24 protein-coding genes and 1 pseudogene are annotated in these 23,275 nt (G+C 69.3%); 16 read left to right on the forward strand and 9 right to left on the reverse strand.

Annotation, left to right across the window (positions count from 1 at the left end; genetic code table 11):
• Positions 1 to 102 precede the first annotated feature (102 nt).
• Positions 103 to 990: a trypsin-like serine peptidase gene (locus ACIQF0_RS06180; protein WP_401025055.1), complete on the reverse strand. Its 888-nt coding sequence runs from the start codon at positions 988 to 990 to the stop codon at positions 103 to 105.
• A 56-nt stretch (positions 991 to 1,046) separates the two neighbouring features.
• On the opposite strand from ACIQF0_RS06180, the gene ACIQF0_RS06185 reads away from it, so the two are divergent.
• From ACIQF0_RS06185 to ACIQF0_RS06200, 4 genes and pseudogenes are all read left to right on the forward strand, one after another.
• The gene (locus ACIQF0_RS06185; protein WP_401025058.1) at positions 1,047 to 1,397 is read left to right on the forward strand and encodes a hypothetical protein; all 351 of its coding nucleotides are present in this window, start codon (positions 1,047 to 1,049) and stop codon (positions 1,395 to 1,397) included.
• A gap of 103 nt (positions 1,398 to 1,500) precedes the next feature.
• Complete coding sequence (gene mptB, locus ACIQF0_RS06190) at positions 1,501 to 2,997, forward strand: polyprenol phosphomannose-dependent alpha 1,6 mannosyltransferase MptB (protein ID WP_401025061.1); 1,497 nt, start codon at positions 1,501 to 1,503, stop codon at positions 2,995 to 2,997.
• Positions 2,990 to 4,153, forward strand: a complete 1,164-nt coding sequence (locus ACIQF0_RS06195) for a glycosyltransferase 87 family protein (protein WP_401025064.1) — start codon at positions 2,990 to 2,992, stop codon at positions 4,151 to 4,153. The genes mptB and ACIQF0_RS06195 overlap by 8 nt, the downstream gene beginning before the upstream one ends.
• A 61-nt stretch (positions 4,154 to 4,214) precedes the next feature.
• A pseudogene (locus ACIQF0_RS06200) lies at positions 4,215 to 5,057 on the forward strand (glycosyltransferase 87 family protein); the annotation flags it as partial.
• 215 nt (positions 5,058 to 5,272) lie between these two features.
• Here the strand turns inward: ACIQF0_RS06200 and ACIQF0_RS06205 are convergent.
• Both ACIQF0_RS06205 and ACIQF0_RS06210 read right to left on the reverse strand, forming a co-directional pair.
• On the reverse strand, positions 5,273 to 6,367 hold the full coding sequence (locus ACIQF0_RS06205) for a GTP-binding protein (protein ID WP_401025067.1): 1,095 nt from the start codon (positions 6,365 to 6,367) through the stop codon (positions 5,273 to 5,275).
• Positions 6,367 to 7,383, reverse strand: a complete 1,017-nt coding sequence (locus ACIQF0_RS06210; RefSeq protein WP_401025069.1) for a GTP-binding protein — start codon at positions 7,381 to 7,383, stop codon at positions 6,367 to 6,369. The genes ACIQF0_RS06205 and ACIQF0_RS06210 overlap by 1 nt, the downstream gene beginning before the upstream one ends.
• Positions 7,384 to 7,456: 73 nt before the next feature.
• Between ACIQF0_RS06210 and ACIQF0_RS06215 the strand changes: the two genes are divergently transcribed.
• Genes ACIQF0_RS06215 through ACIQF0_RS06225 form a run of 3 tightly spaced genes read left to right on the forward strand, consistent with a single transcriptional unit; the run spans position 7,457 to position 9,075 of the window.
• Entirely contained in the window at positions 7,457 to 8,074 is a 618-nt protein-coding gene (locus ACIQF0_RS06215) for a DsbA family oxidoreductase (protein ID WP_401025071.1), read from the forward strand.
• Position 8,075: 1 nt separating this feature from the next.
• The gene (locus ACIQF0_RS06220; RefSeq protein WP_401025074.1) at positions 8,076 to 8,417 is read left to right on the forward strand and encodes an STAS domain-containing protein; all 342 of its coding nucleotides are present in this window, start codon (positions 8,076 to 8,078) and stop codon (positions 8,415 to 8,417) included.
• On the forward strand, positions 8,410 to 9,075 hold the full coding sequence (locus ACIQF0_RS06225) for a DUF1345 domain-containing protein (RefSeq protein WP_401025076.1): 666 nt from the start codon (positions 8,410 to 8,412) through the stop codon (positions 9,073 to 9,075). Before ACIQF0_RS06220 ends, ACIQF0_RS06225 begins: the two co-directional genes overlap by 8 nt.
• Here ACIQF0_RS06225 and ACIQF0_RS06230 read toward each other — a convergent pair whose 3' ends face one another.
• Complete coding sequence (locus tag ACIQF0_RS06230; protein ID WP_401025079.1) at positions 9,076 to 9,516, reverse strand: helix-turn-helix domain-containing protein; 441 nt, start codon at positions 9,514 to 9,516, stop codon at positions 9,076 to 9,078.
• A gap of 67 nt (positions 9,517 to 9,583) precedes the next feature.
• On the opposite strand from ACIQF0_RS06230, the gene ACIQF0_RS06235 reads away from it, so the two are divergent.
• Genes ACIQF0_RS06235 through ACIQF0_RS06245 form a run of 3 tightly spaced genes read left to right on the forward strand, consistent with a single transcriptional unit; the run spans position 9,584 to position 11,545 of the window.
• A complete protein-coding gene (locus tag ACIQF0_RS06235) occupies positions 9,584 to 10,813 on the forward strand; it encodes an MFS transporter (RefSeq protein ID WP_401025082.1) in 1,230 nt (409 codons plus the stop codon).
• Complete coding sequence (locus ACIQF0_RS06240; protein WP_401025085.1) at positions 10,788 to 11,285, forward strand: hypothetical protein; 498 nt, start codon at positions 10,788 to 10,790, stop codon at positions 11,283 to 11,285. The genes ACIQF0_RS06235 and ACIQF0_RS06240 overlap by 26 nt, the downstream gene beginning before the upstream one ends.
• A complete protein-coding gene (locus tag ACIQF0_RS06245) occupies positions 11,282 to 11,545 on the forward strand; it encodes a Smr/MutS family protein (protein WP_360033532.1) in 264 nt (87 codons plus the stop codon). Before ACIQF0_RS06240 ends, ACIQF0_RS06245 begins: the two co-directional genes overlap by 4 nt.
• A gap of 1 nt (position 11,546) precedes the next feature.
• On the opposite strand, the gene ACIQF0_RS06250 is transcribed toward ACIQF0_RS06245, so the two are convergent.
• The 4 genes from ACIQF0_RS06250 to ACIQF0_RS06265 all read right to left on the reverse strand — a co-directional run bounded on the left by ACIQF0_RS06250 (position 11,547) and on the right by ACIQF0_RS06265 (position 15,821).
• Entirely contained in the window at positions 11,547 to 12,317 is a 771-nt protein-coding gene (locus ACIQF0_RS06250) for an MHYT domain-containing protein (protein ID WP_401025088.1), read from the reverse strand.
• A gap of 120 nt (positions 12,318 to 12,437) precedes the next feature.
• Positions 12,438 to 13,451, reverse strand: a complete 1,014-nt coding sequence (locus tag ACIQF0_RS06255; protein ID WP_401025091.1) for a B12-binding domain-containing protein — start codon at positions 13,449 to 13,451, stop codon at positions 12,438 to 12,440.
• Positions 13,448 to 14,908 (reverse strand): PP2C family protein-serine/threonine phosphatase, encoded by a 1,461-nt coding sequence (locus ACIQF0_RS06260; RefSeq protein ID WP_401025094.1) that lies wholly within the window; start codon positions 14,906 to 14,908, stop codon positions 13,448 to 13,450. Before ACIQF0_RS06260 ends, ACIQF0_RS06255 begins: the two co-directional genes overlap by 4 nt.
• 82 nt (positions 14,909 to 14,990) lie before the next feature.
• Positions 14,991 to 15,821, reverse strand: a complete 831-nt coding sequence (locus tag ACIQF0_RS06265) for a PhzF family phenazine biosynthesis protein (protein WP_401025097.1) — start codon at positions 15,819 to 15,821, stop codon at positions 14,991 to 14,993.
• Between the two features lie 135 nt (positions 15,822 to 15,956).
• Here ACIQF0_RS06265 and ACIQF0_RS06270 point away from each other — a divergent pair, with 135 nt between their 5' ends.
• Positions 15,957 to 17,195 (forward strand): hypothetical protein, encoded by a 1,239-nt coding sequence (locus ACIQF0_RS06270; RefSeq protein WP_401025100.1) that lies wholly within the window; start codon positions 15,957 to 15,959, stop codon positions 17,193 to 17,195.
• A gap of 196 nt (positions 17,196 to 17,391) precedes the next feature.
• On the forward strand, positions 17,392 to 18,264 hold the full coding sequence (locus ACIQF0_RS06275; RefSeq protein WP_401025103.1) for a hypothetical protein: 873 nt from the start codon (positions 17,392 to 17,394) through the stop codon (positions 18,262 to 18,264).
• Between the two features lie 40 nt (positions 18,265 to 18,304).
• On the opposite strand, the gene ACIQF0_RS06280 is transcribed toward ACIQF0_RS06275, so the two are convergent.
• Positions 18,305 to 19,153, reverse strand: a complete 849-nt coding sequence (locus ACIQF0_RS06280) for an endo alpha-1,4 polygalactosaminidase (RefSeq protein ID WP_401025105.1) — start codon at positions 19,151 to 19,153, stop codon at positions 18,305 to 18,307.
• A gap of 177 nt (positions 19,154 to 19,330) precedes the next feature.
• On the opposite strand from ACIQF0_RS06280, the gene ACIQF0_RS06285 reads away from it, so the two are divergent.
• From ACIQF0_RS06285 to ACIQF0_RS06300, 4 genes are read left to right on the forward strand one after another with little or no spacing between them, the layout of a single operon-like run.
• Positions 19,331 to 20,599 carry an ABC transporter substrate-binding protein gene (locus ACIQF0_RS06285; protein ID WP_401025108.1) on the forward strand — a complete coding sequence of 423 codons (1,269 nt, stop codon included), beginning with the start codon at positions 19,331 to 19,333 and terminating at the stop codon, positions 20,597 to 20,599.
• A complete protein-coding gene (locus ACIQF0_RS06290) occupies positions 20,596 to 21,486 on the forward strand; it encodes a carbohydrate ABC transporter permease (protein ID WP_401025111.1) in 891 nt (296 codons plus the stop codon). The genes ACIQF0_RS06285 and ACIQF0_RS06290 overlap by 4 nt, the downstream gene beginning before the upstream one ends.
• A complete protein-coding gene (locus ACIQF0_RS06295; protein WP_401025113.1) occupies positions 21,483 to 22,289 on the forward strand; it encodes a carbohydrate ABC transporter permease in 807 nt (268 codons plus the stop codon). The genes ACIQF0_RS06290 and ACIQF0_RS06295 overlap by 4 nt, the downstream gene beginning before the upstream one ends.
• Positions 22,290 to 22,312: 23 nt before the next feature.
• Positions 22,313 to 23,224 (forward strand): SIS domain-containing protein, encoded by a 912-nt coding sequence (locus tag ACIQF0_RS06300; protein ID WP_401025116.1) that lies wholly within the window; start codon positions 22,313 to 22,315, stop codon positions 23,222 to 23,224.
• The last annotated feature ends 51 nt before the right edge of the window (positions 23,225 to 23,275 follow it).

The following is a 23,275-nucleotide window of genomic DNA, read 5'->3' on the forward strand; positions in this document are numbered from 1 at the left end:
TCGACACCCCTCCCTGGTGGTGATCCCCTTGGTGGGAAGGATGCCCAGCCGGGCACCGACGATGCGCCGAGATGACATTCGTCTCAATGGAGCAACCGGTGGTCAGAGGTGATCAGCGCTGACGTACAACGCGCGCACGGCATCGGTGAGCTTCGCCGCGCTCAAGTCGGTCGTGACCAGGTCCTCGTTCATCGTGCCCCGGCTGGTCACCCCGAAGATCGTCCCCTTACCCGTGGCCGGATCGAACCCGCGCAACCACGGCCCACCGCTGGACCCACCCGCGAGGTCGCAGTCCGTCTCCCACACCGACAGGACCGAGTTGACCTTCAACGTCGCCGGTCGCGCGCACGACAGCAGCTTCTCACCGCGTTCGAGCGCCGAGACCGGATATCCCAGCGTCGTCTGGTCTGTCGGCGAGCCCACCGCGTCGAACGAGATGTCCTGCGCCCCGGCCACGTCCTGCACGTGCCCGCCGTCCACCGGGTCGAGCGCGATCACCGCGTCGTCGTCCAGGCCGCTCGACGGTCCGCTGTAGGTGTCGGACCAGGCGAAAGCGCGCGCCACGAACACCCCGTGCGGCCGCGTTCCGTGGTCGTAGCCGGGCACGAACACCACGTTCAGGATCTTGATCGGGTTGTCCCACCGGTCCAGGCCGCCGTTGACGCAGTGCCCGGCCGTCAGCACGACGTCCCTGGTCGCGCTCGGCACCACCGTGGCCGTGCAGGAGTGGTCCTGGCCCGTCGAGGTGGACATGAACAACCGGCCGACGCCCGGCACCGCGCCCTCGTACGGCTGGGAGATCTTCTCGGCGGGTGGGAGGTCGCCGTCGCCGACGGCCCTCATCCGTTCCGGCGTCCAGTGGGCCAGGGCGGCGGCGCGGTCCGGTGTGGACACCTCCGTCACCACCTGGCCCGCCGCGGCCTGGGCAGGGGACGCCACCAGGGCCGCCGCGAGGATCACTCCGGACGTGCTCAGCGCTTTCCAGATCATGATCGGGTGACGTTCCACGACGGATCTGAGTTGCGCGGGCTGCGAGGATTCAGCCCGTGGAGGAAGAACCCTGGTCGAGGGCCACGCTGCGGGTGTGGGCGGGTGAGATGACCGTCGCGGAGATCGGCGCCGCCCTGAAGATCGACGGTGCCGAGTGCGGCGACGGGCTCTGGTGCGTCGACGCCGGTGGCTGCGACCTGCACCTGGACGACCTGCTGAAACTCGTCGAGGCGTTGCTCGCTGAGCACCGGGAAGTGCTCCTCGAGGTAGCGGCTCGATGTGAGGTGGACCTGTTCGTCTCCTGGTCGCCGAAGGAGGGGCAGGACTCGGTCTGCCTCGGCCCGGACCTGATCAGGTCGCTCGGCGAACTCGGTGCCCACGTCGTGATGGACACGCTCACCGGCTAGAGGAACCACCCGAAGAACCTGATCTTCATGCCCTTCTTCCTGGCTGGCGTCTCGCCCTTGCGATTACCTCGTGACAAGAGACGTCAAGAGGGTGGATTCGGCTGTGACCGCTGTTGCGGAGCTGTTCCGGCGAGTTCCGCGCAACGTGCTGTGGCCTGGTGTGTTCGGTGCCGTCCTGCTCGCGATCGGTGGGCTGGGAGCGGGCGCGATCGTCCGCAGGGACCCGTTGCTGAGCGGGACCGTCCTGAACGCGATGAGGTACGGCCATGGCCACGACCTCGCGTTCCTGGTGCTGTTCGCGGGACTGGCGCTGATGGTGCTGTCCTGGGTCCGGCTGGGACGGTTGGTGCTCGCAGGTGATGTGGGCGGCAGGCCGGTGGCGGTGACGGCCGCCGCGTGGACCGCGCCGCTGATCATCGCGCCGCCGCTCTACAGCCGTGACGTCTACAGCTATCTGGCGCAGGGCGCGGTGGCGCTGCGCGGCTTCGACCCCTACTCGCGTGGCGCCGCCGTGCTCGACCTGCCGTTGCGGGGCAACGTCGCGGGCCTGTGGCAGGAGACGCCGTCGCCGTACGGGCCGCTGTTCCTGCTGCTGGGCAAGGGAACGGTGTGGCTGACCGGCGACAACGTCATCCTCGGCGCGATCGTCATGCGCGTCGCCGTGCTCACCGGGCTGGTGTTGCTGGCGTGGGCGATTCCCGGTCTGACGAGGCACTTGGGCGGGCGGACTTCGACGGCGTTGTGGCTGACGGTCGCGAACCCGCTGGTGGTGGCGCTGGGCATCGGTGGCGCGCACAACGACGTGCTGATGGTCGGGTTGATGGCGGCGGGCGTGCTGATGGTGCTGGACCGCAGGCACTTGAGAGGGTTCGCGCTGATCGCGCTGGCGACGGCGGTGAAGGCGACCGCGCTGCTCGTCGCGCCGTTCCTCGTGTGGGTGTGGGCGGCACGGCTGGAAGGTGCGGCACGGCAACGCTTTCTGACCGCGGCCGCCACCGGGGGAGCGGTGTTCGTCGTGGTCTTCGCGGCGGCGACGGTGGTGGCGGGCGTCGATCTCGGCTGGATCGGCGTGCTGCGGTCGCAGGGGCCGTTGCTCACGTGGATGTCGTTGCCGTGTGCCGTGGCGGAGCTTCTCTACTTCTCGATCGGCCGTGTCGTGCCGGGGTTCACGCACCTCGGCTTCCTCACCTTCTTCCGCGCCGCCGGCGTGGTCGTGCTCGCCGGAGTGCTCGTGCGGCAGTGGTGGCTGGCACGCGAGGGCGGTGTGGAAGCGGTGAGACGCGCCACGATCGCGTTGCTCGCCGCGTCTCTGCTCGCGCCTTCGGTGTTGCCGTGGTACTTCACGTGGGCGCTCGCGTTGGGAGCGGCGTTCGCGTGGAAGGACCGCCGGATCGCCGTGCTGGCGGGCGTTTCGGTGTGGATGGTGCTGGTCACCCTGCCCGACGGCACGATCGTCGCGCGCTGGACGTACGACTCCATGAACCCCTGGGTGTGGTGGCCGTACCTGGCTGCCACTGTTGTGGCAGGGATGTGGGTCGGGCGGGCGCTGCTGCACCCCGTGCGCCAACCGGCCCCGGTGGCTGGAGGAACCGGTGAGTGAGCAGCGTGTGCTGAGGTTCGCGCCGTTGGTGTTGTGCCTGTCGTTGGGCATCTACGCCGCGACGGCGAACTGGGGGATGATCGACCTCAAGGTCTACTGGAGCCTCGCTCCGAACGTGCTCACCGACGAGCTCTACTCGATCGACATGCCGTTCACGGCGGACTTCCCGCTGCCGTTCACCTATCCGCCCTTCGCGGCGCTGGTGTTCCTCCCGCTGTCGGCGCTGCCGTGGCTCGCGGCGAAGATCGTCTGGCAGGTGCTGTCGCTGGTCTGCCTGTGGTGGCTGGTGCGCACCGCGCTGAAGCTGCTCGCGGACAAGGCCGAGCAGCCGTACGACGGGCGCCGCGCTCTGTTGTGGACGGCGATCGCGCTGTGGTTCGAGCCGGTGCGCAAGACCCTCGACTTCGGACAGATCAACCTCGTCCTGATCGCCGGGACGTTCGCGGCGATGGTCGCGACCCGGCAGGCCGTCGCGGGACTCGGTGTCGGCGTCGCCGCCGGGATGAAGCTGACGCCGGCGATCTCGGGCCTGTACTTCCTGGTCACGCGGCGGTGGAAGGCCGCGCTGTGGTCGGTGGCGGGCTTCGCGATCACCGTCGCGCTGGGCTTCCTCGTGTCCGCCGCGGACTCGTGGCGCTACTGGTTCGAGCTGCTCGGCGCGGCGGACCGGGTCGGGCCGGTGGGCTCGGTGATCAACCAGTCGTTGCGCGGCGCGTTGTCGCGTTCACTCGGCCACGACGTCGAGATGACCTGGCCGTGGCTGCTCGCGGCGGCGGTGTCCGTCGTGCTCACCGGCTTCGCGTTGCGGGCAGCGGTGAAGGCCGGGGACACCCTGGCGGCCGTGATCATCGTGCAGGTCTTCGGGCTGTTGGTCTCGCCGATCTCGTGGAGCCACCACTGGTTGTGGGTGATCCCGCTGGTCCTCTGGCTGATCTACGCGCGACGGAACCTGTGGCTCGCCGGCGCCTGGGTGGTCGCGGTGCTCTCGGACGTCATCACGATCCTGATCAACCTGCAGCCGTCCATCTGGGAGATCCCGAGACCCTGGCCGCTCGCGGCGCTCGGCTGGGTGTACCCGGCGCTCGCACTGCTCACCCTGGCGCTGACGCCGAAGCTGCTCGACCCGATCCCGAAGGCAGAACGTGTTGCGACCTAAGCCCCTCGCGAAGCTGGAACGGCGGCTGCTCGCCGTCGCGCCGTGGCTGCTGGCGATCTCGATGCTCGCCCGCACGTGGATCATCGTCACCGGCTTCGGCAACGAGTCGATCGACCTGTACGTCTACTGGTCGCTGGCCCCGCACGTGCTCGACGGCGACCTCTACCAGGTGGTCTCTCCGCACTCACCGCCGGACTTCCCGCTGCCGTTCACCTACCCGCCGTTCGGCGCGCTGGTGTTCCTGCCGATGACGTGGCTGTTCTGGGGCGCCGCGCAGTGGAGCTTCCGCCTGCTGACGGTGCTGTGCCTGTACTGGCTGGTGCGCGTGGCGCTGCGGCTCGTCGCGGGGGAGTCGTGGACGGACCGGGTGTGGCGGCAGCGGGCGATCCTGTGGACGGCCGTGCTGCTGTGGATGATGCCGGTCTTCCACACCTTCGAGTTCGGCCAGATCAACCTGGTGCTGGCCGCGGTCGTGCTGGCCGCGCTGGTGGCCCGTGACCCGCGCGTCGCGGGAGCGGGCATCGGCCTGACCGCCGGGGTGAAGCTCGTGCCCGCGATCTCCGGCCTGTACTTCCTCGCGACCCGCCGGTGGAAGGCCGCGGTGTGGTCGGTGGCGGCGTTCGCGGCGAGCGTCGGCCTCGGGTTCCTGGTGAACTTCGAGCAGGCCAGGCAGTACTGGTTCGTGCTGTTCGGCGATCCGGACCGGGTCGGGCCCATCGCCACCGCGCACAACCAGTCGTTGCGCGGCGCGCTGTCCCGCAGCCTCGGTTACGACGTCGGCATGTCCTGGCCGTGGATCATCGCCGCCCTGGTGTCGACGGTGATCGCGTTGTTCGCGCTGAGGGCGTCGGTCCGGGCGAACGACGCGTTGATCGGCGTGCTGTCGGTGCAGTTCCTGGGCTTGCTGCTCTCGCCGATCTCCTGGGACCACCACTGGGTGTGGGTGGCGCCGCTGCTGATCTGGCTGGTGCACAAGAAGATCGCGCCGTGGGTGCGCAACACCCTGCTGGCGCTGTGGGTTCCGGTGATGTTCCTGGACGTGATCGCGTTCCAGCTGGACCGGCAGCCGACGATCTGGACGATCAGCAGGCCCGGCTGGCTGTCGCTGGTCGGCTGGGCCTACCCGGCGTTCGCGTTGGTGACGCTGGTCGTCATCGCGTGGTCGTGCAGGTCGCTGAAGTCCCACTCCGGCAACGGATCCGCGAACGTCCGCCACACCTCGGGTCCTGCCGCGAGCTCGGAGTCGGTGAGCAGCGCGGGATCCAGGCGCTGAGCGGGCTCCGTCACGTCCAGGTCCACCCCGATGAACACCAGCTCCTGACGAGCACGAGGCGAGTCGAGCAGCTGACCAGGTTCGATGACGAGGTTGGGACCGGCCTGCGACCACACGGCCAGTACGTCCGGCCGGGACGCGATGTGGCAGAAACCCTTGCTGCGCAACACACCTTCCCAGTCCGCGAGCGCCTCCACGAGCCGGGCGGGGTGGAACGGCCGTGACGCGCGATAGGTGACCGACCTGATCCCGTACTCCTCGGTCTCCGGGGTGTGCCCACCCGCGAGTTCGGCAGCCCAGCCCGGTGCCTGCGCGGCGGTGATCGGGTCGTACGAGCCGGTGTCGAGCACGTCGGCCAGCTCCACGACGCCGTTGCGCGTGTGCAGCAGACGCGCGGACGGGTTCAGGCGCCGCAGCAACGCGTCGAGCTTCGCGAGCTGATCAGGGCCGACGAGGTCGGTCTTGTTCACCACCAGCACGTTCGCGAACTCCACCTGGTCCACCAGCAGGTCCGAGACCTCACCGGCGGCCAGCCCGCGCAGGAAACCCTCCGCGTCCACCAGCGTCACCATCGTGTCGAGCCGCGCGTGGTCGGACAGGCTCGTGCCGTCCTCGAAGGTCCACTCGAACGTCGCCGCCACCGGCATCGGCTCGGAGACGCCCGTCGACTCGACCAGGATCGTGTCGAACCGGCCCGAGCGCGCCAGTTCGCCGACGCTGTCGAGCAGGTCCTCCCGCAACGTGCAGCAGATGCAGCCGTTCGTGAGTTCGACGACGCGTTCGACGGTCCGGTCGACCAGCGCCGCGTCGATGTTGACCTCACTCATGTCGTTCACGATCACCGCCACCCGCCTGCCTTCGCGGTTGGTGAGCACGTGGTTGAGCAGCGTCGTCTTGCCGGAGCCGAGAAAACCGGACAGCACGGTCACGGGGGTGCGCATCAGAGTTCCATCTCTTCCTCGTGCCAGTCGGCGAACGGGTCGGCGAAGTCGAGCTCGGTGACCAGCGCCAGTTCCTCGTCGGTGACCAGGGCCGACCGCAGTGCCGCGGCGATCTCGGCCGCGTCGGCGGACTTGGTGATCACGACGAGCTCCTGGTCGCGGTCGCCCTCCCACGGCCCCAGGTTGCCCACGCGCAACCCGCCGCCCGCGGACTCCAGCCACAGCGCCGCGTCGGGCTGGCTCGCCACCCACACCCGGCCGCGCACCCGCACCACGCCGTCGAGCAGCACGTCGATGCAGTTGTGCAGCCGCATGGGGTGGAACGGCCGCCGGTCGGTGAAGTGGACGACGGACACGCCGTGCGCCGGTTCCAGCGACGGCCGCCCGTACAGCAGCGACCCGAAGCCGTCGTCGATCTCACCGCGCCGCGCGTCGGCGGGAATCGCGGCGAGCAAGGAGACGACGTCGAGCTCGGACAGCTGCTGACGCGGTGCGCCGGGGGAGAGCCGGTCGAGCACGGCGGTGAGCACCGGGTCACCGGGACCGGTCAGCACCAGCGCGTCCGCGAACTCCGCCTGCCCGACCACGACCTGCGCGACCATTCGCTCGTCGCCCTCGGCCGCGCGCAAGCCCCGGTCGGCGAGCGAGTCGGCGCCGGTCGCGTCGTCGAGCCAGGTCGCGGTGTCGACCACCGTCACCACCGCCTCGATCTCCACCTCGGTCCCGCTCAGCGCGAAGCAGACGGCCTCCGGTTCGAGCATCGGGTCCAGCTGCACGATCACGCGCCCGTCCAGCCCCTCGAGCAGCGGAACGAGGTCCAGCCGCAACGTGCACGAGACGCACCCGTGCGCGAGCTCCAGAACGGTGAGCCGGCCGTCCGCCCACCGTCGCACCACCCCCTCGGCCAGGCTGCTCAGATCGTGTCTGACCAGCGACGACTCCGGTGACGCCCGCCAGAGTTCGTCGGCCACGTCGTGGTGGGTGAACCCGGCTACCAATACGACCCGTGCTGCCATGGCCCGCAGCCTACATGACAACGATTATCGTTTCTGAACGGACGGCGCGGGCGGGACATGACATGATCGAACGATGCAGGTCGAGTTCTGGGCTGACGTCATTTGTCCGTGGTGCTACATCGGCAAGGCGCGCTTCGAGAAAGCGCTCGCCGGTTTCGAGCACCGTGCGGAGATCACCGTGGTGCACCGCGCGTTCGAGCTGGATCCCACCAGGACGGGCGTCGAGTCCGTGCAGGACATGCTCGCCGCCAAGTTCGGCCCGCGCGCCGCCGAGATGGAGGAGTCCGTCGCCCAGCTCGCGCGCGACGAGGGCCTCGAATATCGGCTGGACCGCGAGGTCGGCAACACGTTCGACGTGCACCGGCTGCTACACCTGGCGGGAGAGAAGGGCATCGGGCACGAAGTGCTCGACGCCGTGCTGCGCGCCAACTTCGCGCAGGCGCGCTCGCTGTTCACGCCGGAGTCGCTGACCGAGATCGCCACCGAGGCCGGCCTCGACGCCGCCGACGTCAAGACCGTCCTCGAAGACCCCGCCGCCTACGCCGACGAGGTGCGCGCCGACGAGCAGCGCGCTCGCGACATCGGTGTCTCGGGTGTGCCGTTCGTGGTCGTCGGCGAACGTCTGGCCGTGTCCGGCGCTCAGCCCGTCGAACTGTTCGGGCGCGCACTGACGCAGGCTTGGGAGGCGTGAGATGGACGAGGTTCTGCTGAAGGTCGAGTCGGAGCAGCTCCCGAACGCCGTCGTGCTGCGCGCCGAGGGCGAGGTCGACTCGTACACCGCGGATCTGTTGCGCGACAAGCTGTCCGAGGCGTTCGGCGCGGGTCTTCCCGTCGTGCTGGATCTCAGCGCCGTCGAGTTCTTCGCGTCCATCGGTCTCTCCGTGCTCGTGGAGTTCCACCTGCGCGGCGAGGAGAGCGGCATCCCGTTGCGCCTGGTGTCGCCCAGGGGGAGCGTGCTGCGGGCGCTGAAGGCCACCACGCTGAACCAGACGCTGGAGCTCTACCTCGACCTGGACGCGGCGTTGAATGGCTGACCTGCCGTCCCGCCCGATGCCGGACGGCGTCGTGCTGGACCGCACCAAGATCGTCGTGGCGGTGGCTGCGGGATTGGTGTGCGGCCTTGCCGTCACGTTCACCGGCCACGGCGAGTTCGGCCTGCTCGTCGGCTGGGACGTCGCGACCCTCGTGTACCTCGTGCGCGCGTGGATGGTCATCTGGCCGATGGACGCCGAGGAGACCGCTCAGCACGCCGTCCGCAACGACCCGACCCGGCGCGTCGCCGAGGTGCTGCTGCTCGTGGCCGCGTTGGCGAGCCTCGTGTCCGTGGGCTTCGTACTGGCCCGTGCGGCGCACACCACCGGCGCGTCCGAACTGCTGCGCGTCGGGCTCGGTGTGCTGTCCGTGGTGCTGTCATGGGCGGTCGTGCACACGATCTTCACGCTGCGCTATGCCCGCCTCTACTACTACGGCGCGGACGGTGGCATCGACTTCAACCAGTCCGAACCGCCGGACTACGGCGACTTCGCGTACGTCGCGTTCAGCATCGGCATGACGTTCCAGGTGTCCGACACGAGCCTGTCGGGCCGCGAGATGCGCCGCACGGCCCTGAAGCACGCCTTGCTGTCGTACCTGTTCGGCACGGGTGTGCTGGCCACGACGATCAACCTGGTCGCGAGCATCAGCAGCCAGTGATCACGCCGGGTGGTCCGCGATGAGCACTAGCGCGTCGAGCACCCGCCACCAGTCGTGCTCGCTCGCCTCGTGTCCGAGCGCCTCCGCGAGCAGGCCGCACGCGCTGATCAACCGCGTGGCCACGTCCTGGGGATCCTGGCCGGACTTCGCGGCGAGAGCGGCGACGGTCGAACGGAACCGCCGGCTCCTGCCGAGCTTCACCACGCTCTGCGGTGCCGGGCCGATCGGTGCCGGAGCGCCTGAACCGAACTCGATCGACAGCTCGGTGCCGAGTGCGGCGGCGAGCCTGCTCAGCGCGTTCGTCGTCGGGTTTCCCCTGCCGTTCTCCAGGTTCGCGATGTAGGGCACGGACAACCCGGCGTCGGCGGCGACCGAGGCGACGGTGCGGCCCGAGGCCTGCCGCAGCGCGCGCAACCTCGGCCCGATGGGCTCGTTCGGCACAACCGCTCCTATCTTGACAGAACACTTCAATCGACGCTCTTATTCTGTCAAGACTACTACCTGGGGGGTGGCGGTGCTCGAAGCGCTCAAGATCAGGGATTTCCGGCTGTTGTGGGCCGGGCGAACGGTGAGCCTGCTCGGCTCGTGGCTGCTGGTGATCGCCATCCCGGCGCACGTCTACGCGCTCACCGGTTCGCTGCTCGCGACCGGCCTCACGCTCGTCGCCGAGTACCTGCCGCCGTTGCTGCTCGGCCCGGTCGCGGGCGTGCTGACCGACCGGTGGGACCGCCGGCGGGTGATGATCGCTGCCGACCTGTTCCGCGCCACAGCGGTCATGCTGATGTTGTTCGCGACGGCCGGGCACTCGCTCTGGCTGGTCTACGCCGCGCTGATCGCCGAGAGCACCGGCGCCGTGCTGTTCCGTCCGGCCGCGCAGGCCCACATCCCGGTCGTCGTCGGTACAGGTAGTGGACTGAGCAGCGCGAACTCGCTCAACGCGTTCACCGACGGCACGGTCCGCCTCGTCGCACCACCGCTCGGCGCCGCGGTCATGACGCTCACGAGCTTTCAGGCGCTCATCTGGATCGACATCGCGAGCTACCTCGTCTCGGCGGCAGCGATCGCGTGGACGACCCGCCGCCGAGGTCCGGCGGGGAAGCGGGCGCCGGTCGATCTCGCCGGCGGGTGGACGGTGCTGCGGGCAACACCGATCGCGGTCGTCCTGCTGCCGCTCACCGCGATCTTCCTGGCGGCCAACGCCTCGCTGAGCGCGCTGCTCGTGCCGTTCGGGATCCAGGAACTCGGTGGCACCGAACAGATCGGGCTCGTCGTGTCCGCGCTCGGCGTCGGGTTCCTGCTCGGCGCCGTGGCGATCCGCAGGCTGGTCGACCGGGTGCAGGCCCGTCACCTGCTCGCGGCGACCCAGCTGGCGACCGCCGTGGCGTTCTTCGCACTCTTCAGCTCGTCGTCGTTGGTCGCCGCCTTGCCCGCTGCCGTCGCGATCGGTGTGTTCGGCTCGATGACCCTGGTGACCCCGCAGACGGCGTTGCAGCGGGTGGTGCCGAACGAGGCGCTCGGCCGGATCGGCGCGGTCTTCCTGTCGGCGGAGGCGTTGGCGACGTTGATCGGTGCGCTGGCCGGACCTCTGCTCGCGCAAACGCTGTCGTTGCGCGCCGCCGTGGTGGTCGCCTGCGTGGTCACCGCGGGCGGGGCGCTGGCGGGACTGGTGTTCTGGGACCGGTCCCGTGCCGCCGTGTCTACTGTCCCGGCTCGTGACGGATCTGGGAGCGGTGCTTGAACGGTACGAGACGAGCAACCGCCGTCGCGCGGTGACGGGAGCACTGGCGGTGACGGCCGGCGCTCCCGTCGTCGTGCTCGGGGCGTTCGTGCTCCTGACGGTCGACGTCGGCCGGGCGGGGTCGATCATGTTCTTCGCCGGGATCTTCCTCGGCGGCGGCCTGGGCGCGGCCGTGATGGGGACGATCCTCGCCGTGCAGTCCGTGACGCGCCGAGGCGAGCACTTCACGTTGCACGAGCACGGATTCGTGCACACGTGGGGCGCGAAGACCATCACCGTGCCGTGGACGGACGTCGCCACCGTCACCGACGTGGGCAAGAAAACGTTTCTGTCCAAGGCTTTCGGCGGCGACGTCGCGTGTCAGATCAGGTTGGTCAACGGGCGCAAGGTGACCGTCAACGCCTTCACCGAGGGCGCGGAACTGCTGATCCACCGCGTCTTCGAGGCCACCGGGACCGCTCGGGCAGAATGAGCGGCGTGCCCGACAAGCTGACCGTCGACCTGCACCCGATCTTCCGCAGCGACCAGGACATCGCCCAGGCAGTCCGCGCCGCGCTGTTCCGCGCGGCCGGGCAGAAGGTGCCGCTGGTCGAGATCATCACGGGCAAGGGCTCGGGCAAGCTCAAGGCGCGTGTGCTCGCGATGCTGAAGCAGCCGCACGTCAAGAAGCTCTACAAGCGCGTCGAAACAGCTCCCGGCAACGACGGAATGGTGCTCGTGCACCTCAGGTAGCTCAGCGTTCGCTGGTCCGCCGCATGACGCGGGCGAGCAGCTCGGCTTCCTCGCTGCCTTCGTCGTCGCTGGACGTGAGGGCGAGCAGGAAGATGATGATCACGCTGACACCCGCGCCGCCGATGATCAGCGACGTGATCAGTTCCTGCGAGTTGCCGACGACGATCGACGCGCTGTGGTCGTGCGCCATGCTCATCGCGTACATGCCGGTGTAGTGCATGCCCGTGACGGCCACGCCCATCACCAGGGCGGCGCCGATGACGGCGGCGAAGCCACTGACCTTCCGCGTGAACCACAGCGCGACGGTCGAGGCGACCACGGCGATCACGACGGAGAGCGCGACGAGACCGATGTTGTAGGAGACGTCGGCGTTGATCACGATCGCGGCCATGCCGGTGTAGTGCATCGCGGCGACGCCGAGTCCGGTGACGAGTCCACCCAGCGCCAGTGGCAGGAAGCGCGTGTCGCCGTTGACGCCGTACCGCCGCACGAGGAACAGGCCGGCGGCGACCACCACGATCGCGACGAGCATGCTCAGCAACGTGATCGGGATGTCGTAGGAGACGTTCGCACCCATCCACGTGCCGAGCATCGCGGTGAAGTGCATGCCCCAGATGCCGAGCCCGCCGATCGACACGGCGGCCACGCCGATCCACCAGTTCCGGGTCGTCCTGGAGGCGTTTCGCGCGCGTTCAGCGGACAGGAGACCGAGCACCGAGCCGAGAACCGCGACGACGTAGGCAGCGATCGGAGTGAGCGTCCCCATTTCCATGGTCGAGATGAAAACATTTCGAATCTATGCGACACAAGACCGGTGTGGACACTGGTACCAGGGAAATCGTTGTGCGATCAGGCGAACACGCCGCGTGTGCGCTGTCTGTCCACAAAGGACTTACACGGGCAGTGACCGGTCGGGTGCAGCGAGCATCCGCTGGGCGCGCGGGAAGTCCCGAAGTTCTACTGAGAGTAGGTCCAGGGCGGGTTCCAGCACCTGCGCCGGCACCCCGCGGGCGTTGAGCACTTCACCGGTCCAGGAGAGGAAGTCGCGGAACAACGAGTCGTCGTCCACGTACAGCGCCGTCGCCAGGTACTCCACGATGTGCGCCAGGTCCTCGGCCGTGTGCTGCCGCTGTTCGTCGGTGTAGGACGCCATGGTGGGCACGCGTTCCTCGAGGCCGCGGTACACCGACCGCACGAGGTCGCGGGCGCTGCGCGTCACCAGCGTGTACTCCTGGTCCGCGAGGTGCGGCAGGTCGTCGACGGGCTGGTGCGGCGCGCTCGGCGGCTGAATCGTTTGGGACAGCAGCATGTCCGCGGCGGACCGGGCGTCGGCGGCCCACGCGTTCGCGCCGAACCGCCGCGCGTACACGCCGTCCACGCCGAACGCGGCGCCGCCGACCATCACCGGCACGCCCGTCGCCTGGCAGGCCGTCATCGTGGCGTGCGCGACCGGCAGCCGGGTGGCGATCGAACTGGACAGCGCCACCACGTCCGGGCTGGTGCGGTGCAGGTACGTGATGAGGTGCGGTGCCGGCACCTGCGCGCCCAGGTAGTCAACGGCGAAACCGCGCAACGCCAGCACTTCCGCCAGCAACCGAGCGGGCAACGCGTGCCACTCGCCGTCCACGCACGCCACCGTCACGCGCCCGTGCACCGCTTTCGTGCGGGGTCTGGTGATCGACAACGCGGTGACCGCGCGGTCGTTGATCGCGGTGATCGCGTGCTCCTGCGCCACGCTGATCCGGTTCGCAGCCCACTCCCGGCCGACCCGCTGCTGCACCGCGCCGACCACGTCGAGCAGCACGACCTCGTGGCCGTGCTCAGCGGCCGCTTCGAGCACCACGTCGGTCGCGCGGTGCTCGTCGCCGTCGAGCGCGGCCTCCCACAGGGCGTCGACCACCTTCACGAGGACCTCCTGCGCGGTGCGGTGATCGCGAGAACCGCCATGTCGTCGTGCGCGCCGCTACCGACCCACTGCGCGGCGAGCATGTGCACGTGTTCGACCAGCGCCTCGGCCGGCATGCCGCCGCAGCCTGTGAGAGCGCGGCGCAGGCGGTCCTCGCCGAACTCCTCGTCGCCCAGCGGGCCGCCGTGGGCCTCGGTGATGCCGTCGGTGTAGAGCAGGCATGAGTCGCCAGGGGACAGCAGCACCTCGTCGGTCGCCGTCACGATCCGCGGCAGGATGCCGACGAGCGTGCCCTTGGTCCTGGCCGCCTCGACCGTGCCGTTCGCTCGCACGATCAACGGCGGCAGGTGCCCGCCCGAGGTCAGCGTCACGCGCAGACCTTCGTCCACGGGCCGCACGGTGCCCACGACCGTCGTGATGAAGCGGGACTTGTCCGTCGTGAGCAACGCCTGGTTGAGGGCGTGCAGCATCTTGTCGTGGTCCGTCACGACCTGCAGAAGCGCGTGCACGGCCGTGCGGACCTTGCCGGTCTGCGCCGCCGCGTCGAGTCCCTTGCCGCACACGTCGCCGAGTACGACGAACAGCTCGTCGTCCGGCAGTTCGTGCACGTCGTAGAAGTCGCCGCCGACACGTTCGGTGTCGGCAGACGCCCGATACCGCCCGGCCAGTTCGACGCGCTCGTAGCGGCGCAGCGTGGGCGGCAACAGGTCGTGGGTCAGCCGGTCGGTGATCACGGCCTGCTGGGTGAACAGGCTCGCCGCCGAGATCGCCACGCCCGCCCGTGAGGCGAACAGCCGCGCGAACGTCTCCTCGTCCTCGGTGAACCGCTTGTCCCGCCGGATGAGGATCAACGCACCGGCCGGCACGCCGTGGCCGGGCAGGGGAGTGACGACGATCGAGACCACGTCCTGGGCCAGCCAGCCCGGCGCCGCGGCCGGGTCGATCCAGCGCGACGGCACCGGTGGGAAGCCGCGCAACGCCTCGCTGAGCCCGACGACCTCCTCGACGTCGACGTGCTGCAACTCGTACGTCGGCGACTCGCCGCGCAGGCACCGCGTGACGGGGTGGCCGTGGTCGGACTGGGGAGCGATCACCAGTGCCTCGTCCGCGAGGTGCGCGGCGGCGAGCTCGGCGACGACGGTCATGCACCGCTCGGGGTTGAGCGACGTCATCAGGGCGCTGGACATCCGCGCCAGCAGCGCGGCCCGCTCCCGTTCCAGCAGCAGGTCCGTCTCGTCGAGCAACCACCAGGTGACCGAGCCGTCCTCGTTGTCGACCCGGTGTGCGGCATAGCTGCGTTCCGCGACGTGCACGGACTCGCCGTGCCGCCACTGGGGCGGTACGACCTGTTCCGTGAAGAGCGTCTTGGCCGCGTCGTTCATGCCGTGCACCGCACCGACAGCGTCGACGACTAGCGCGGGGCACGGCGAACGCAACCAGCTGGAAACCGTGACCACGTCCTCGAGTGTCTCATCGGAAGCCGATCAAGAACAACGTTTGACACGCCCCCGGAGTGGGTAGGGCGTCCTCAAAGGACGATCACAACGCGACCTGTCCGGTGACGCCGACCACGGTGTTCCCGCCCACCCAGATCTGGCCTTCGGCCTGCGAGAGGTGGATTCGCCCACGTCGTCCGAGCGCGGTGCCCTGGGCCGCGACGTACCGCTGCGGCGCGATTCCCGCCGGAATCAGCCACTGCGCGATCGAGGCGTTGAGGCTGCCCGTCACCGGGTCCTCCGCGAACTTGCCGCTCTCGTTGACGAACGCCCGCACCTCGAACGCGACGTCACCCCCGTCCGGGTGCGGGCCGACCAGGCCGATGTCCGTGAACGCGCCGAACCGCTGGTAGTCGGGCCGCACCGCCAGCACGGCCTCGGCGGAACGCAGCAGCACCGCGACCCAGCCCGGCCCGTTGTCGGCCCACCGCGCGTCCACGATCTCCTCCGGCGCGATCGCCAGCGCCGCCGCCAGGTCGTCCAGGTTCTCGACCGGGCCGCCGCGCAGGAGCGGGGGAGCGGCGAACGCCAGCCGGTCGCCGTCGCGGCGCACCTCCACCAGCCCGGCGCCGCACTCCTGCACCAGCCGGTCCGGGTCGCGCGGGGTGTTCCCGGCGGTCAGCCACGCGTGGGCGGAGCCGAGCGTCGGATGGCCCGCGAACGGCAGCTCGCGGCTCACCGTGAAGATGCGCACCCGGTAGTCGGCGGCGGGGTCGGTGGGCGGGAGCAGGAACGTGGTCTCCGCGAGGTTCGTCCAGTTCGCGAACGCCGCCATCTCGTCCGTGGACAGGCCCTCCGCGTCGTGCACGACCGCGAGCGCGTTGCCCTTCATGAACTCGTCGGTGAACACGTCGACCTGGCTGAACGTCCGCATGAGGCCAACCTACTGTCAATGGTGCCGTTCGACGTCTGACCGCTCCGCGAGGTGGCGACCTCACACGTGGTGCGGTCCAGTTATCGGCTCTTAACCTCAAAACCATGTCCTGCCTGCAATGACGGAGGCGAACACATGCGATTGAGGAACGCTCTCGTGGCACTCGCGGCGGCCACCGGCCTGGCCGCGGCTTCCCTGTCGATCTCGCTCGCGGCGGTCCCGCCACCGCAGCCCGGCACGCTCACCAAGTACGACATCACCGGCACATACGTCAGCGGTGTGTCGTCCGGCGGCTACCTCGCCAACCAACTCCACGTCGCGTACTCCAGCGTGTTCCAGGGCGCGGGCATCTTCTCCGCCGGCGCCTACGACTGCGCGCAGAACAACGTGAACACCGCGCTTCTCGCGTGCATGGACACCTTCCAGGCGCGCAAAACCCCCGCCGAACTGGAGCAGCTGACCCGCACGCGTGCGTCTGCGGGCACGGTCGATCCGCCGGGGAACCTCTCCGGCGACCCGGTGTGGCTGTTCCACGGCACCGCCGACGTCACGGTCGACCGCGTGGTGAACGACGATCTGGCCACCTACTACCGCGACTTCGGCGCGCGGGTCGCCTACAACAACACCAGCGCGGCGGGGCACGCGTGGGTGAGCCCGATCGGCCCGAACGCCTGCGGTGTCACGACTTCGCCGTACATCAACAAGTGCGGGACGACCGACCCCGTCAAGGAGATGCTGGGCCACCTGTTCGGTTCGGTGAACGCGGCCGCCTCGACGTTGTCCGGCAAGCTCGTCCAGTTCGACCAGAACTCCTACGCGCCGGGCGGCAACGCGGCGTCGATCAGCATGGGACGTGAGGGTTTCGCTTACGTGCCAAGGGCGTGCGACACCGGCCCGTGCAAGCTCATGGTGACGCTGCACGGCTGCTACCAGTACTACGGTCTGATCGGCAACGCGTTGATGGACAAGGGTTATCTCAACGAGTACGCCGACACCAACAACATGATCGTGCTGTATCCGCAGGCCACCACGATGACCGGGAACCCGCGCGGGTGCTGGGACTGGTGGGGCTACCAGTCGGCGCAGTACGCGCTCAAGACCGGCCCGCAGATGACCGCCGTGGTGAACATGGTCAAGGCGTTGAGCGCCAGTGGACCACCGCCCACAACGACTACGACGACCACCACGACCACCACACCGCCGACTTCGCAGTGCGTCACCGCGAGCAACTACGCCCACACCGTCGCCGCCCGCGCCTACGCCAACCTGGGCCAGACCTACGCGCTGGGCTCGAACCAGCCACTGGGGCTGTGGAACACCTTCACCACCAGCACGATCCGCCAGACCGCGCCGGGTTACTGGGTGAAGTGCTGATCAGATGAGCGCCGCGGTGGGCGGGCGGCCGTCCACCGCTGTCTCGTGGACTACTCCCAGTGAGGCTGCGCCACCTGGGCGACCCCCTCACGATTCCCGTCCGGGCGAGGGCCGTGCGTCACTACGCTGCGACCTCGGATGAGACGAGGGGGTCGTGCTCATGTCCGCACCTCAAGAACCGTTGACCCACAACACGATGCACGGAGAGGTTCACGGCAGCGTCGTGCAGTCCGGGTCGATGAGAGACCTGCACGTGCACTCCTCCCTGCCGATCCGCCACCGCGATCCCCGGCTGGTCCTGCTGGGTGTGGTGGCGCTGATGGCGGGGCTGGGGATGGCGGCGGCGTTCCTGTTGCTGAGCGGCTGGACCATGCTCACGGCGATGAACTTCGGGTTGTCGTTCCTGGGGAGCGCCAACGGGCTGCCGCTGCCGTCCGGCGGCCTCGTCGCGTTGGTGCTGCTCGTCGGCTTCCTCGCGTTCAACCTGCTCTGGACGGCGTGGGACCTGATGGGCCGGCGCCATCACGCCTGGCGGCTGGACGCGTTCGCCGGCCAGTCCTCGCTGTGGTTGTCGCTCCTGGCTCCGGCGCTGGTGGTGGGCGACGAGTTCTGGGCCGCGGTGGTGCTGATCGGGGTCATGGCCGGGGCGACGGTCGCAGCGGTGGCGCTGACGTGCAGGCGCGGGACGCGGCTGCGGTGGGGTCTCGTCGTGACAGCGGGTGTGGCCGCCGCGCTGTGGTTCGGGCCGGCGTTGTGGTTGTTGTGGGCGAGCAGTTCGCCGTTGCCGAGGCAGCTGGCCGCGACGGCGGTGCTGGTGGCCGCCATGGCGGTGCCCGTGCTGGCGGTCGCGCTCATGCCGGCCGCGTGCGGCGGAGTGGTGTTGCGCGGATGGGCATTGGGGGTCGTGCTCGCGTGCGGTCTGGGGTACGCGGCGGCGGAGGCGTTGTCGTCCTCGTCGCTGAACCTGTCGGTGCCCGTCCTCGTGGTGCCGGCGAGCGCGGTGGTCGTCGCGCTCGTGCTCTCAGGGGTGCTGGGCAGCATCGCGAAACGCGCCGCGGCGGGCGCGTGAACGAACCGCCCGGTGAGGCGGTTCGTTCACGCGCCGGCTGTCAGCAGTGGTCGAACGCGTAGCCCGACTGGCCGGGCCCGACGAGGTAGCGGTCGCGCAACGTCGTGGTGGCAGGAGTGTCCGGGTCGTTGCACACGTCCTCGAACGTGCCGCGCAGGTCGTCGGTGTACTCGATGTCCATGACGTGCGAGCCGTACACCTCGGAGTAGGACCCGCACTCCTCCCAGCGGTGGCATTCCTCGGAGACCGCGAAGTCGAACCCGACCTCGGAACGTCCGCGCGCGGCCTGCTCGGCCGAGTTCTTCTGGCCGATGGCGAGGTTGCGGCTGTGGGAGCGGTCGGCCAGCAGCTTCGCGTAGGCGAGGTTGTTGTTCACGCTCAGCTTGCCCTTGGACCGCAGGTAGGAGTCGAGGTTGTCCACCTCGACGGCCTTGAAGCCCTTGTTCGCGCACTGGTCGATGCTCGCGCCGATGATGCCGGCGAGCTCGGTGCGCTTGGCCGAGGTCGACGTGTCGAGCAGGAACTCGTCCGGCCAGTTCGGGTCGATGATCGGCTTGCCCGACGAGTCCTTGAGGATCAGGTGACCGCGCTGGTTCAGCCAGACGTCGCGGTCCGCGGGCTGCGTCTGGAAACCGTTGACGTAGCAGATGTTGTAGATGCCGGGCGCGGGTGAGGCCGTGCTGTCGCGGGTCACCAGGTTCACGCCCTGAGGCGGCGTGTACGCGGCGCCGAGCTGGTAGTCGAGGACCGCGCCGGCAGGGGGCAGCTGGACCGCGGCGGTGGTGATGTCGTCGGCCTGGCTCGACGAGGACAGGGGGCCGGCCACGCAGGCGGCCAGTGCGACTGCGGCCAACGCGGTACCGGTGAGGGCGCGGGCAGGGGAGGTCATAGGCGCCAAATCTCCTTGATCGCTCACAAGTGGTGATTGAGTGTGAGCGACTCTACCGAGATCCCGCGTGACGAGGTAGTAACCAATCTCAATCGGTCACGAGTCTTGCTTGTTTGAGCGATTCCAGCTTAGTGTTCGCGACCACACAGCCGCATCCACGAACGCGAGGGAGTCGACATGGCGGACGGCAGAGGGTTCAGTCGCCGCGCGGTGCTCACGATGGGTGCCGCGCTCGTCATGACGGCCGCCTGTGGAACGGGCTCCGGCGGGAACGGCAAGGTGAAGGTGTGGCACGGCTACACCGACAAGGAAGCAGCCGCGTTCGACAAGCTCGCGGCGCGCTGGAACACCGCCCATCCCGAGCAGCAGGTCGAGCTGGTGTTCAACGGCGGCAACGACAACGTGCTGCAGAAGACGCTGGCGTCGTTCGCGTCCGGCAACCCGCCGGAGGTCGCCTACCAGTACGGCTCCTCGATCACCGGGCTCACCGGCCGGCCGCAGACCCAGGAGCTGACCGAGGACCTGCGGCGCGACGCCGGGTTCGGCTGGGACGACCTGTTCCCGGCGGGCCGGGACGCCGCGACGGTGGACGGGAAGATCTACGGCGTCCCCGCCCTGGTCGACAACCTCTCGCTCGTCTACAACAAGAAGCTCTTCGACGAGGCCAAGATCGAGCACCCGACCGATTCCTGGACGTGGGACGACTTCCGGTCCGCCGCGCAGAAGCTCACCTCGGACGGCAGATTCGGCTGGGCCTACGTCAACGACGGCACCGAGGACACCGTCTGGCGGTTCCTCGCCCTGCTCTGGCAGGCCGGCGGCGACCTGCTCTCCCCGGACGGCAAGAAGGCCGCGTTCGCCTCCGACGCCGGCCGGCAGGTCATGCAGTTGTTGCGGGACATGGCCGTCACGGACAAGTCGGTGTACCTGGACGCGGGCGACCAGCAGTACCTCAACCTCTTCAACTCCGGCCGCGTCGGCATGCTGTGGACAGGCCCGTGGGACCTCGGCTCCATCAACGAGGACGTCTCCTACGGCGTGCAGATCCTGCCCGGCAAGGTCACCCACGCGACGATCGCCGGACCGGACACGTTCGTCGTCTTCGGTGACAACGGCCGCAAGAACGCCCTGCCGTTCCTGAAGTGGCTGCTCTCGGCGGAGATCCACCTGGAGTTCGCGATGGAGACCGGCCACCTGCCGATCCGGCAGTCCGAAGTGGACCTCCCGGCCTACGCCGAGTACGAGGCCAAGTACCCCGGCACCAAGGTGTTCGTCGACAACCTCGCGAAGAACGTGACGAAGGCGCGGCCGAACATCCCGCAGTACCCCAAGATCTCGCAGGTCCTCGGCACCGCCGTGCAGTCGGTCCTGCTCGGCCAGGCAGAGCCCCAGGCCGCGCTCGACCAGGCGCGGACCGAGGTCGACCAGGTGCTGGCGGACTCATGACGCTCGACCGGCGCCGCCTGGCCGACCACGCCGCCGGGTGGGGGTTCGCCGCGCCCGCGGTGATCCTGATCGGGGTGTTCGGCCTCGTCCCGGTGGTGTGGTCGATCGTGCTGTCCTTCCAGCACACCGACCTCACCTCGCCAGGGACGTTCGCGGGCGGCGACAACTACGCCAAGCTCGTCGCCGACCCGCTGTTCTGGGACGCGGCCCGGCGCACGCTCGTCTACGTCGTGCTGTTCGTGCCGATCACGCTCGTGTTCGCGCTGCCGATCGCCGTGATGCTCAACCAGAAGATCCGCGGCGTCGTGTTCTACCGGCTCGCCGTGTCCGTGCCGCTGGTGACCTCGACGGTCGCGACCGGCATCATGTTCAGCTGGCTGGCGAACCCGCAGTTCGGGCTGGTCAACGCCGCGCTGGACGCGGTGGGGCTGCCGAAGCAGGGGTTCTTCACCGATCCCGGCCAGGCGCTGTTCGCCGTGGTCGCGATGACGGTGTGGGGCTGGCTCGGGTTCGCGGTCATCATCTACCTGGCGGCACTGCAGAACGTGCCGAAGGACCTGCTCGAAGCGTCCTCCTTGGACGGCTGCGGGCGGGCCCGGTCGTTCTGGCACGTCGAGCTGCCGCTGGTGGCCCCGGCCACGGGCTTTCTGCTGGTGTGGCTCACGATCAACGGCCTGCAGCTCTTCGACGCGGTCTACGTGACGACCAAGGGCGGACCGCTGCGCGCGACCACCGTGCTCGTCTACCACCTCTACAACGAGGCGTTCGTCAGCTTCGACGGCGGTTACGCGGCGGCGATCGGCTGCGCGGTGTTCCTGATCATCGGTGTGTTCACCCTGGCCCAGCTGCGGTTCAACCGCCGCACGTCGCACTACGAGGTTCGATGAGAAGGCCGAGCGCGCTGCACCTGGTCCTGTTCCCGCTCTCGGTCGTCATGGTGACGCCGCTGGTGTGGATGCTGCTGGTGTCGGTGTCCACCAGGGAGGAGTCGCGGCGCTTCCCGCCCGGCCTGCCGAGCGGGATCGAGTGGGAGAACTACCTCGCGGCGATGCGGGACGCGCCGCTGGGATCGTGGCTGGTCAACAGCTTCGTGGTGTCCGTCGTCTGCGTGGCGGGCAACCTGCTGCTCTGCTCGCTGGCGGGCTACGCGTTCGCGCGCATCCCGTTCTTCGGCAACAGGGTCGCGTTCGTGCTCATGCTCGCGACGCTGATGGTGCCGTTCCAGATCGTCATGCTGCCGCTGCTGATCATGATGCGGTCGCTCGGACTCATCGACACCCTCGGCGCGCTGATCGCGCCGAACCTGGCCACCGCGTTCGGGGTGTTCCTGATGCGGCAGTTCTTCACGACCCTGCCCAGGGAACTGGAGGAGGCCGCCCGGATCGACGGTGCGAGCAGGCTGCGGACGTTGCTGCAGGTGCTGCTGCCGTTGATGCGCCCCACCCTCGCGACGCTCGCCGTGCTCACGTTCCTGCAGACCTGGAACGACTTCCTGTGGCCGCTCATCGCGGTGCAGAGCCCGGAGGTCATGACCGTCCAACTGGGACTGCAGAGCTTCCAGGGCGCGCACACCACCAACTGGCCGAAGCTCATGGCCGGTACGGTGCTGAGCCAGTTGCCCGTCCTGCTCGTCTTCTTCTTCGCCCAGCGGTTCTTCGTGCGGTCGGTGGCCGCAGCGGGCATCAAGTGACGCGACAAGCAAAGGAATCCGCCATGCACACCAATGCCGCGCAGCTGCACACCACCGCCGAGATCGCGTCCCAGCCCGCCTGCTGGCGCCGGGCCGTCGCACTCGCCACCGACCCGGCCGTCGTCGCCGCCCTGCCCGCACGCGGTGAGCGCGTCGCGGTGGTCGGCTGCGGCACGTCGTTCTTCATGGCCCAGGCCTACGCCCGGCTGCGGGAGGACGAGGGGCTGGGGGAGACCGACGCGTTCGCCGCCTCGGAGTTCCCGTTCAGCCGCAGCTACGACCGCGTCGTGGCGCTGACCCGGTCCGGCACCACCACCGAGGTGATCGACGTGCTGCGGCGGCTTTCCGGGGTGCCCACGACCGTCGTCGTCGGTACCCCCGGCACGCCCGCGACCGAACTGGCCGACCACGTGGTCGCGCTGGAGTTCGCCGACGAACGCTCCGTCGTCCAGACGCGGTTCGCGACGACCGCGCTCGTGCTGCTGCGCGCCCACCTCGGCGAGCACCTGGAACGCGCGATCCTCGACGCCGAACAGGCCCTCGCCGACCCGCTGACCCCGGACCTGGTGGAGCGCAACCAGTTCACCTTCCTCGGCGGCGCACCGTGGACCACGGGCCTGGCCGCCGAGGCCGCGCTGAAGATGCGCGAGGCGTCGCTGAGCTGGGCCGAGTCCTACCCGGCCGCCGAGTACCGGCACGGGCCGATCGCGATCACCGACGAGGGCTCGCTGGTCTGGGTGTTCGGCACGGCACCGGAAGGCCTCGAACTCGACGTCGCCGGAGCAGGCGGCCGGTGGATCGCCCGCGACCGCGACCCGCTCGCCGAACTCGTCGCGGTGCACCGGCTCGCCGTGGAGGTGGCGCTGCTGCGGGGACTGCACCCCGACACCCCGCGCAACCTGACCCGGTCCGTGATCCTCGACGGCACGCCGTGAGCACGTCGACCCTCACGCTCAACGCGGCACTCATCCGGGCACTGGAAGGCT

Origin of the sequence: Lentzea sp. NPDC092896 (assembly GCF_044754905.1) — a bacterium.
In the GTDB taxonomy this organism is placed as follows: domain Bacteria; phylum Actinomycetota; class Actinomycetes; order Mycobacteriales; family Pseudonocardiaceae; genus Lentzea.

Coding starts and splice junctions, on each gene's coding strand:
- ACIQF0_RS06180 (WP_401025055.1), bottom strand. CDS start 990: ATGATCTGGAAAGCGCTGAGCACGTCCGGAGTGATCCTCGCGGCGGCC.
- ACIQF0_RS06205 (WP_401025067.1), bottom strand. CDS start 6,367: ATGCGCACCCCCGTGACCGTGCTGTCCGGTTTTCTCGGCTCCGGCAAG.
- ACIQF0_RS06210 (WP_401025069.1), bottom strand. CDS start 7,383: ATGGCAGCACGGGTCGTATTGGTAGCCGGGTTCACCCACCACGACGTG.
- ACIQF0_RS06215 (WP_401025071.1), top strand. CDS start 7,457: ATGCAGGTCGAGTTCTGGGCTGACGTCATTTGTCCGTGGTGCTACATC.
- ACIQF0_RS06220 (WP_401025074.1), top strand. CDS start 8,076: ATGGACGAGGTTCTGCTGAAGGTCGAGTCGGAGCAGCTCCCGAACGCC.
- ACIQF0_RS06225 (WP_401025076.1), top strand. CDS start 8,410: ATGGCTGACCTGCCGTCCCGCCCGATGCCGGACGGCGTCGTGCTGGAC.
- ACIQF0_RS06245 (WP_360033532.1), top strand. CDS start 11,282: ATGAGCGGCGTGCCCGACAAGCTGACCGTCGACCTGCACCCGATCTTC.
- ACIQF0_RS06250 (WP_401025088.1), bottom strand. CDS start 12,317: ATGGAAATGGGGACGCTCACTCCGATCGCTGCCTACGTCGTCGCGGTT.
- ACIQF0_RS06265 (WP_401025097.1), bottom strand. CDS start 15,821: ATGCGGACGTTCAGCCAGGTCGACGTGTTCACCGACGAGTTCATGAAG.
- ACIQF0_RS06270 (WP_401025100.1), top strand. CDS start 15,957: ATGCGATTGAGGAACGCTCTCGTGGCACTCGCGGCGGCCACCGGCCTG.
- ACIQF0_RS06275 (WP_401025103.1), top strand. CDS start 17,392: ATGCACGGAGAGGTTCACGGCAGCGTCGTGCAGTCCGGGTCGATGAGA.
- ACIQF0_RS06280 (WP_401025105.1), bottom strand. CDS start 19,153: ATGACCTCCCCTGCCCGCGCCCTCACCGGTACCGCGTTGGCCGCAGTC.
- ACIQF0_RS06285 (WP_401025108.1), top strand. CDS start 19,331: ATGGCGGACGGCAGAGGGTTCAGTCGCCGCGCGGTGCTCACGATGGGT.
- ACIQF0_RS06290 (WP_401025111.1), top strand. CDS start 20,596: ATGACGCTCGACCGGCGCCGCCTGGCCGACCACGCCGCCGGGTGGGGG.
- ACIQF0_RS06295 (WP_401025113.1), top strand. CDS start 21,483: ATGAGAAGGCCGAGCGCGCTGCACCTGGTCCTGTTCCCGCTCTCGGTC.
- ACIQF0_RS06300 (WP_401025116.1), top strand. CDS start 22,313: ATGCACACCAATGCCGCGCAGCTGCACACCACCGCCGAGATCGCGTCC.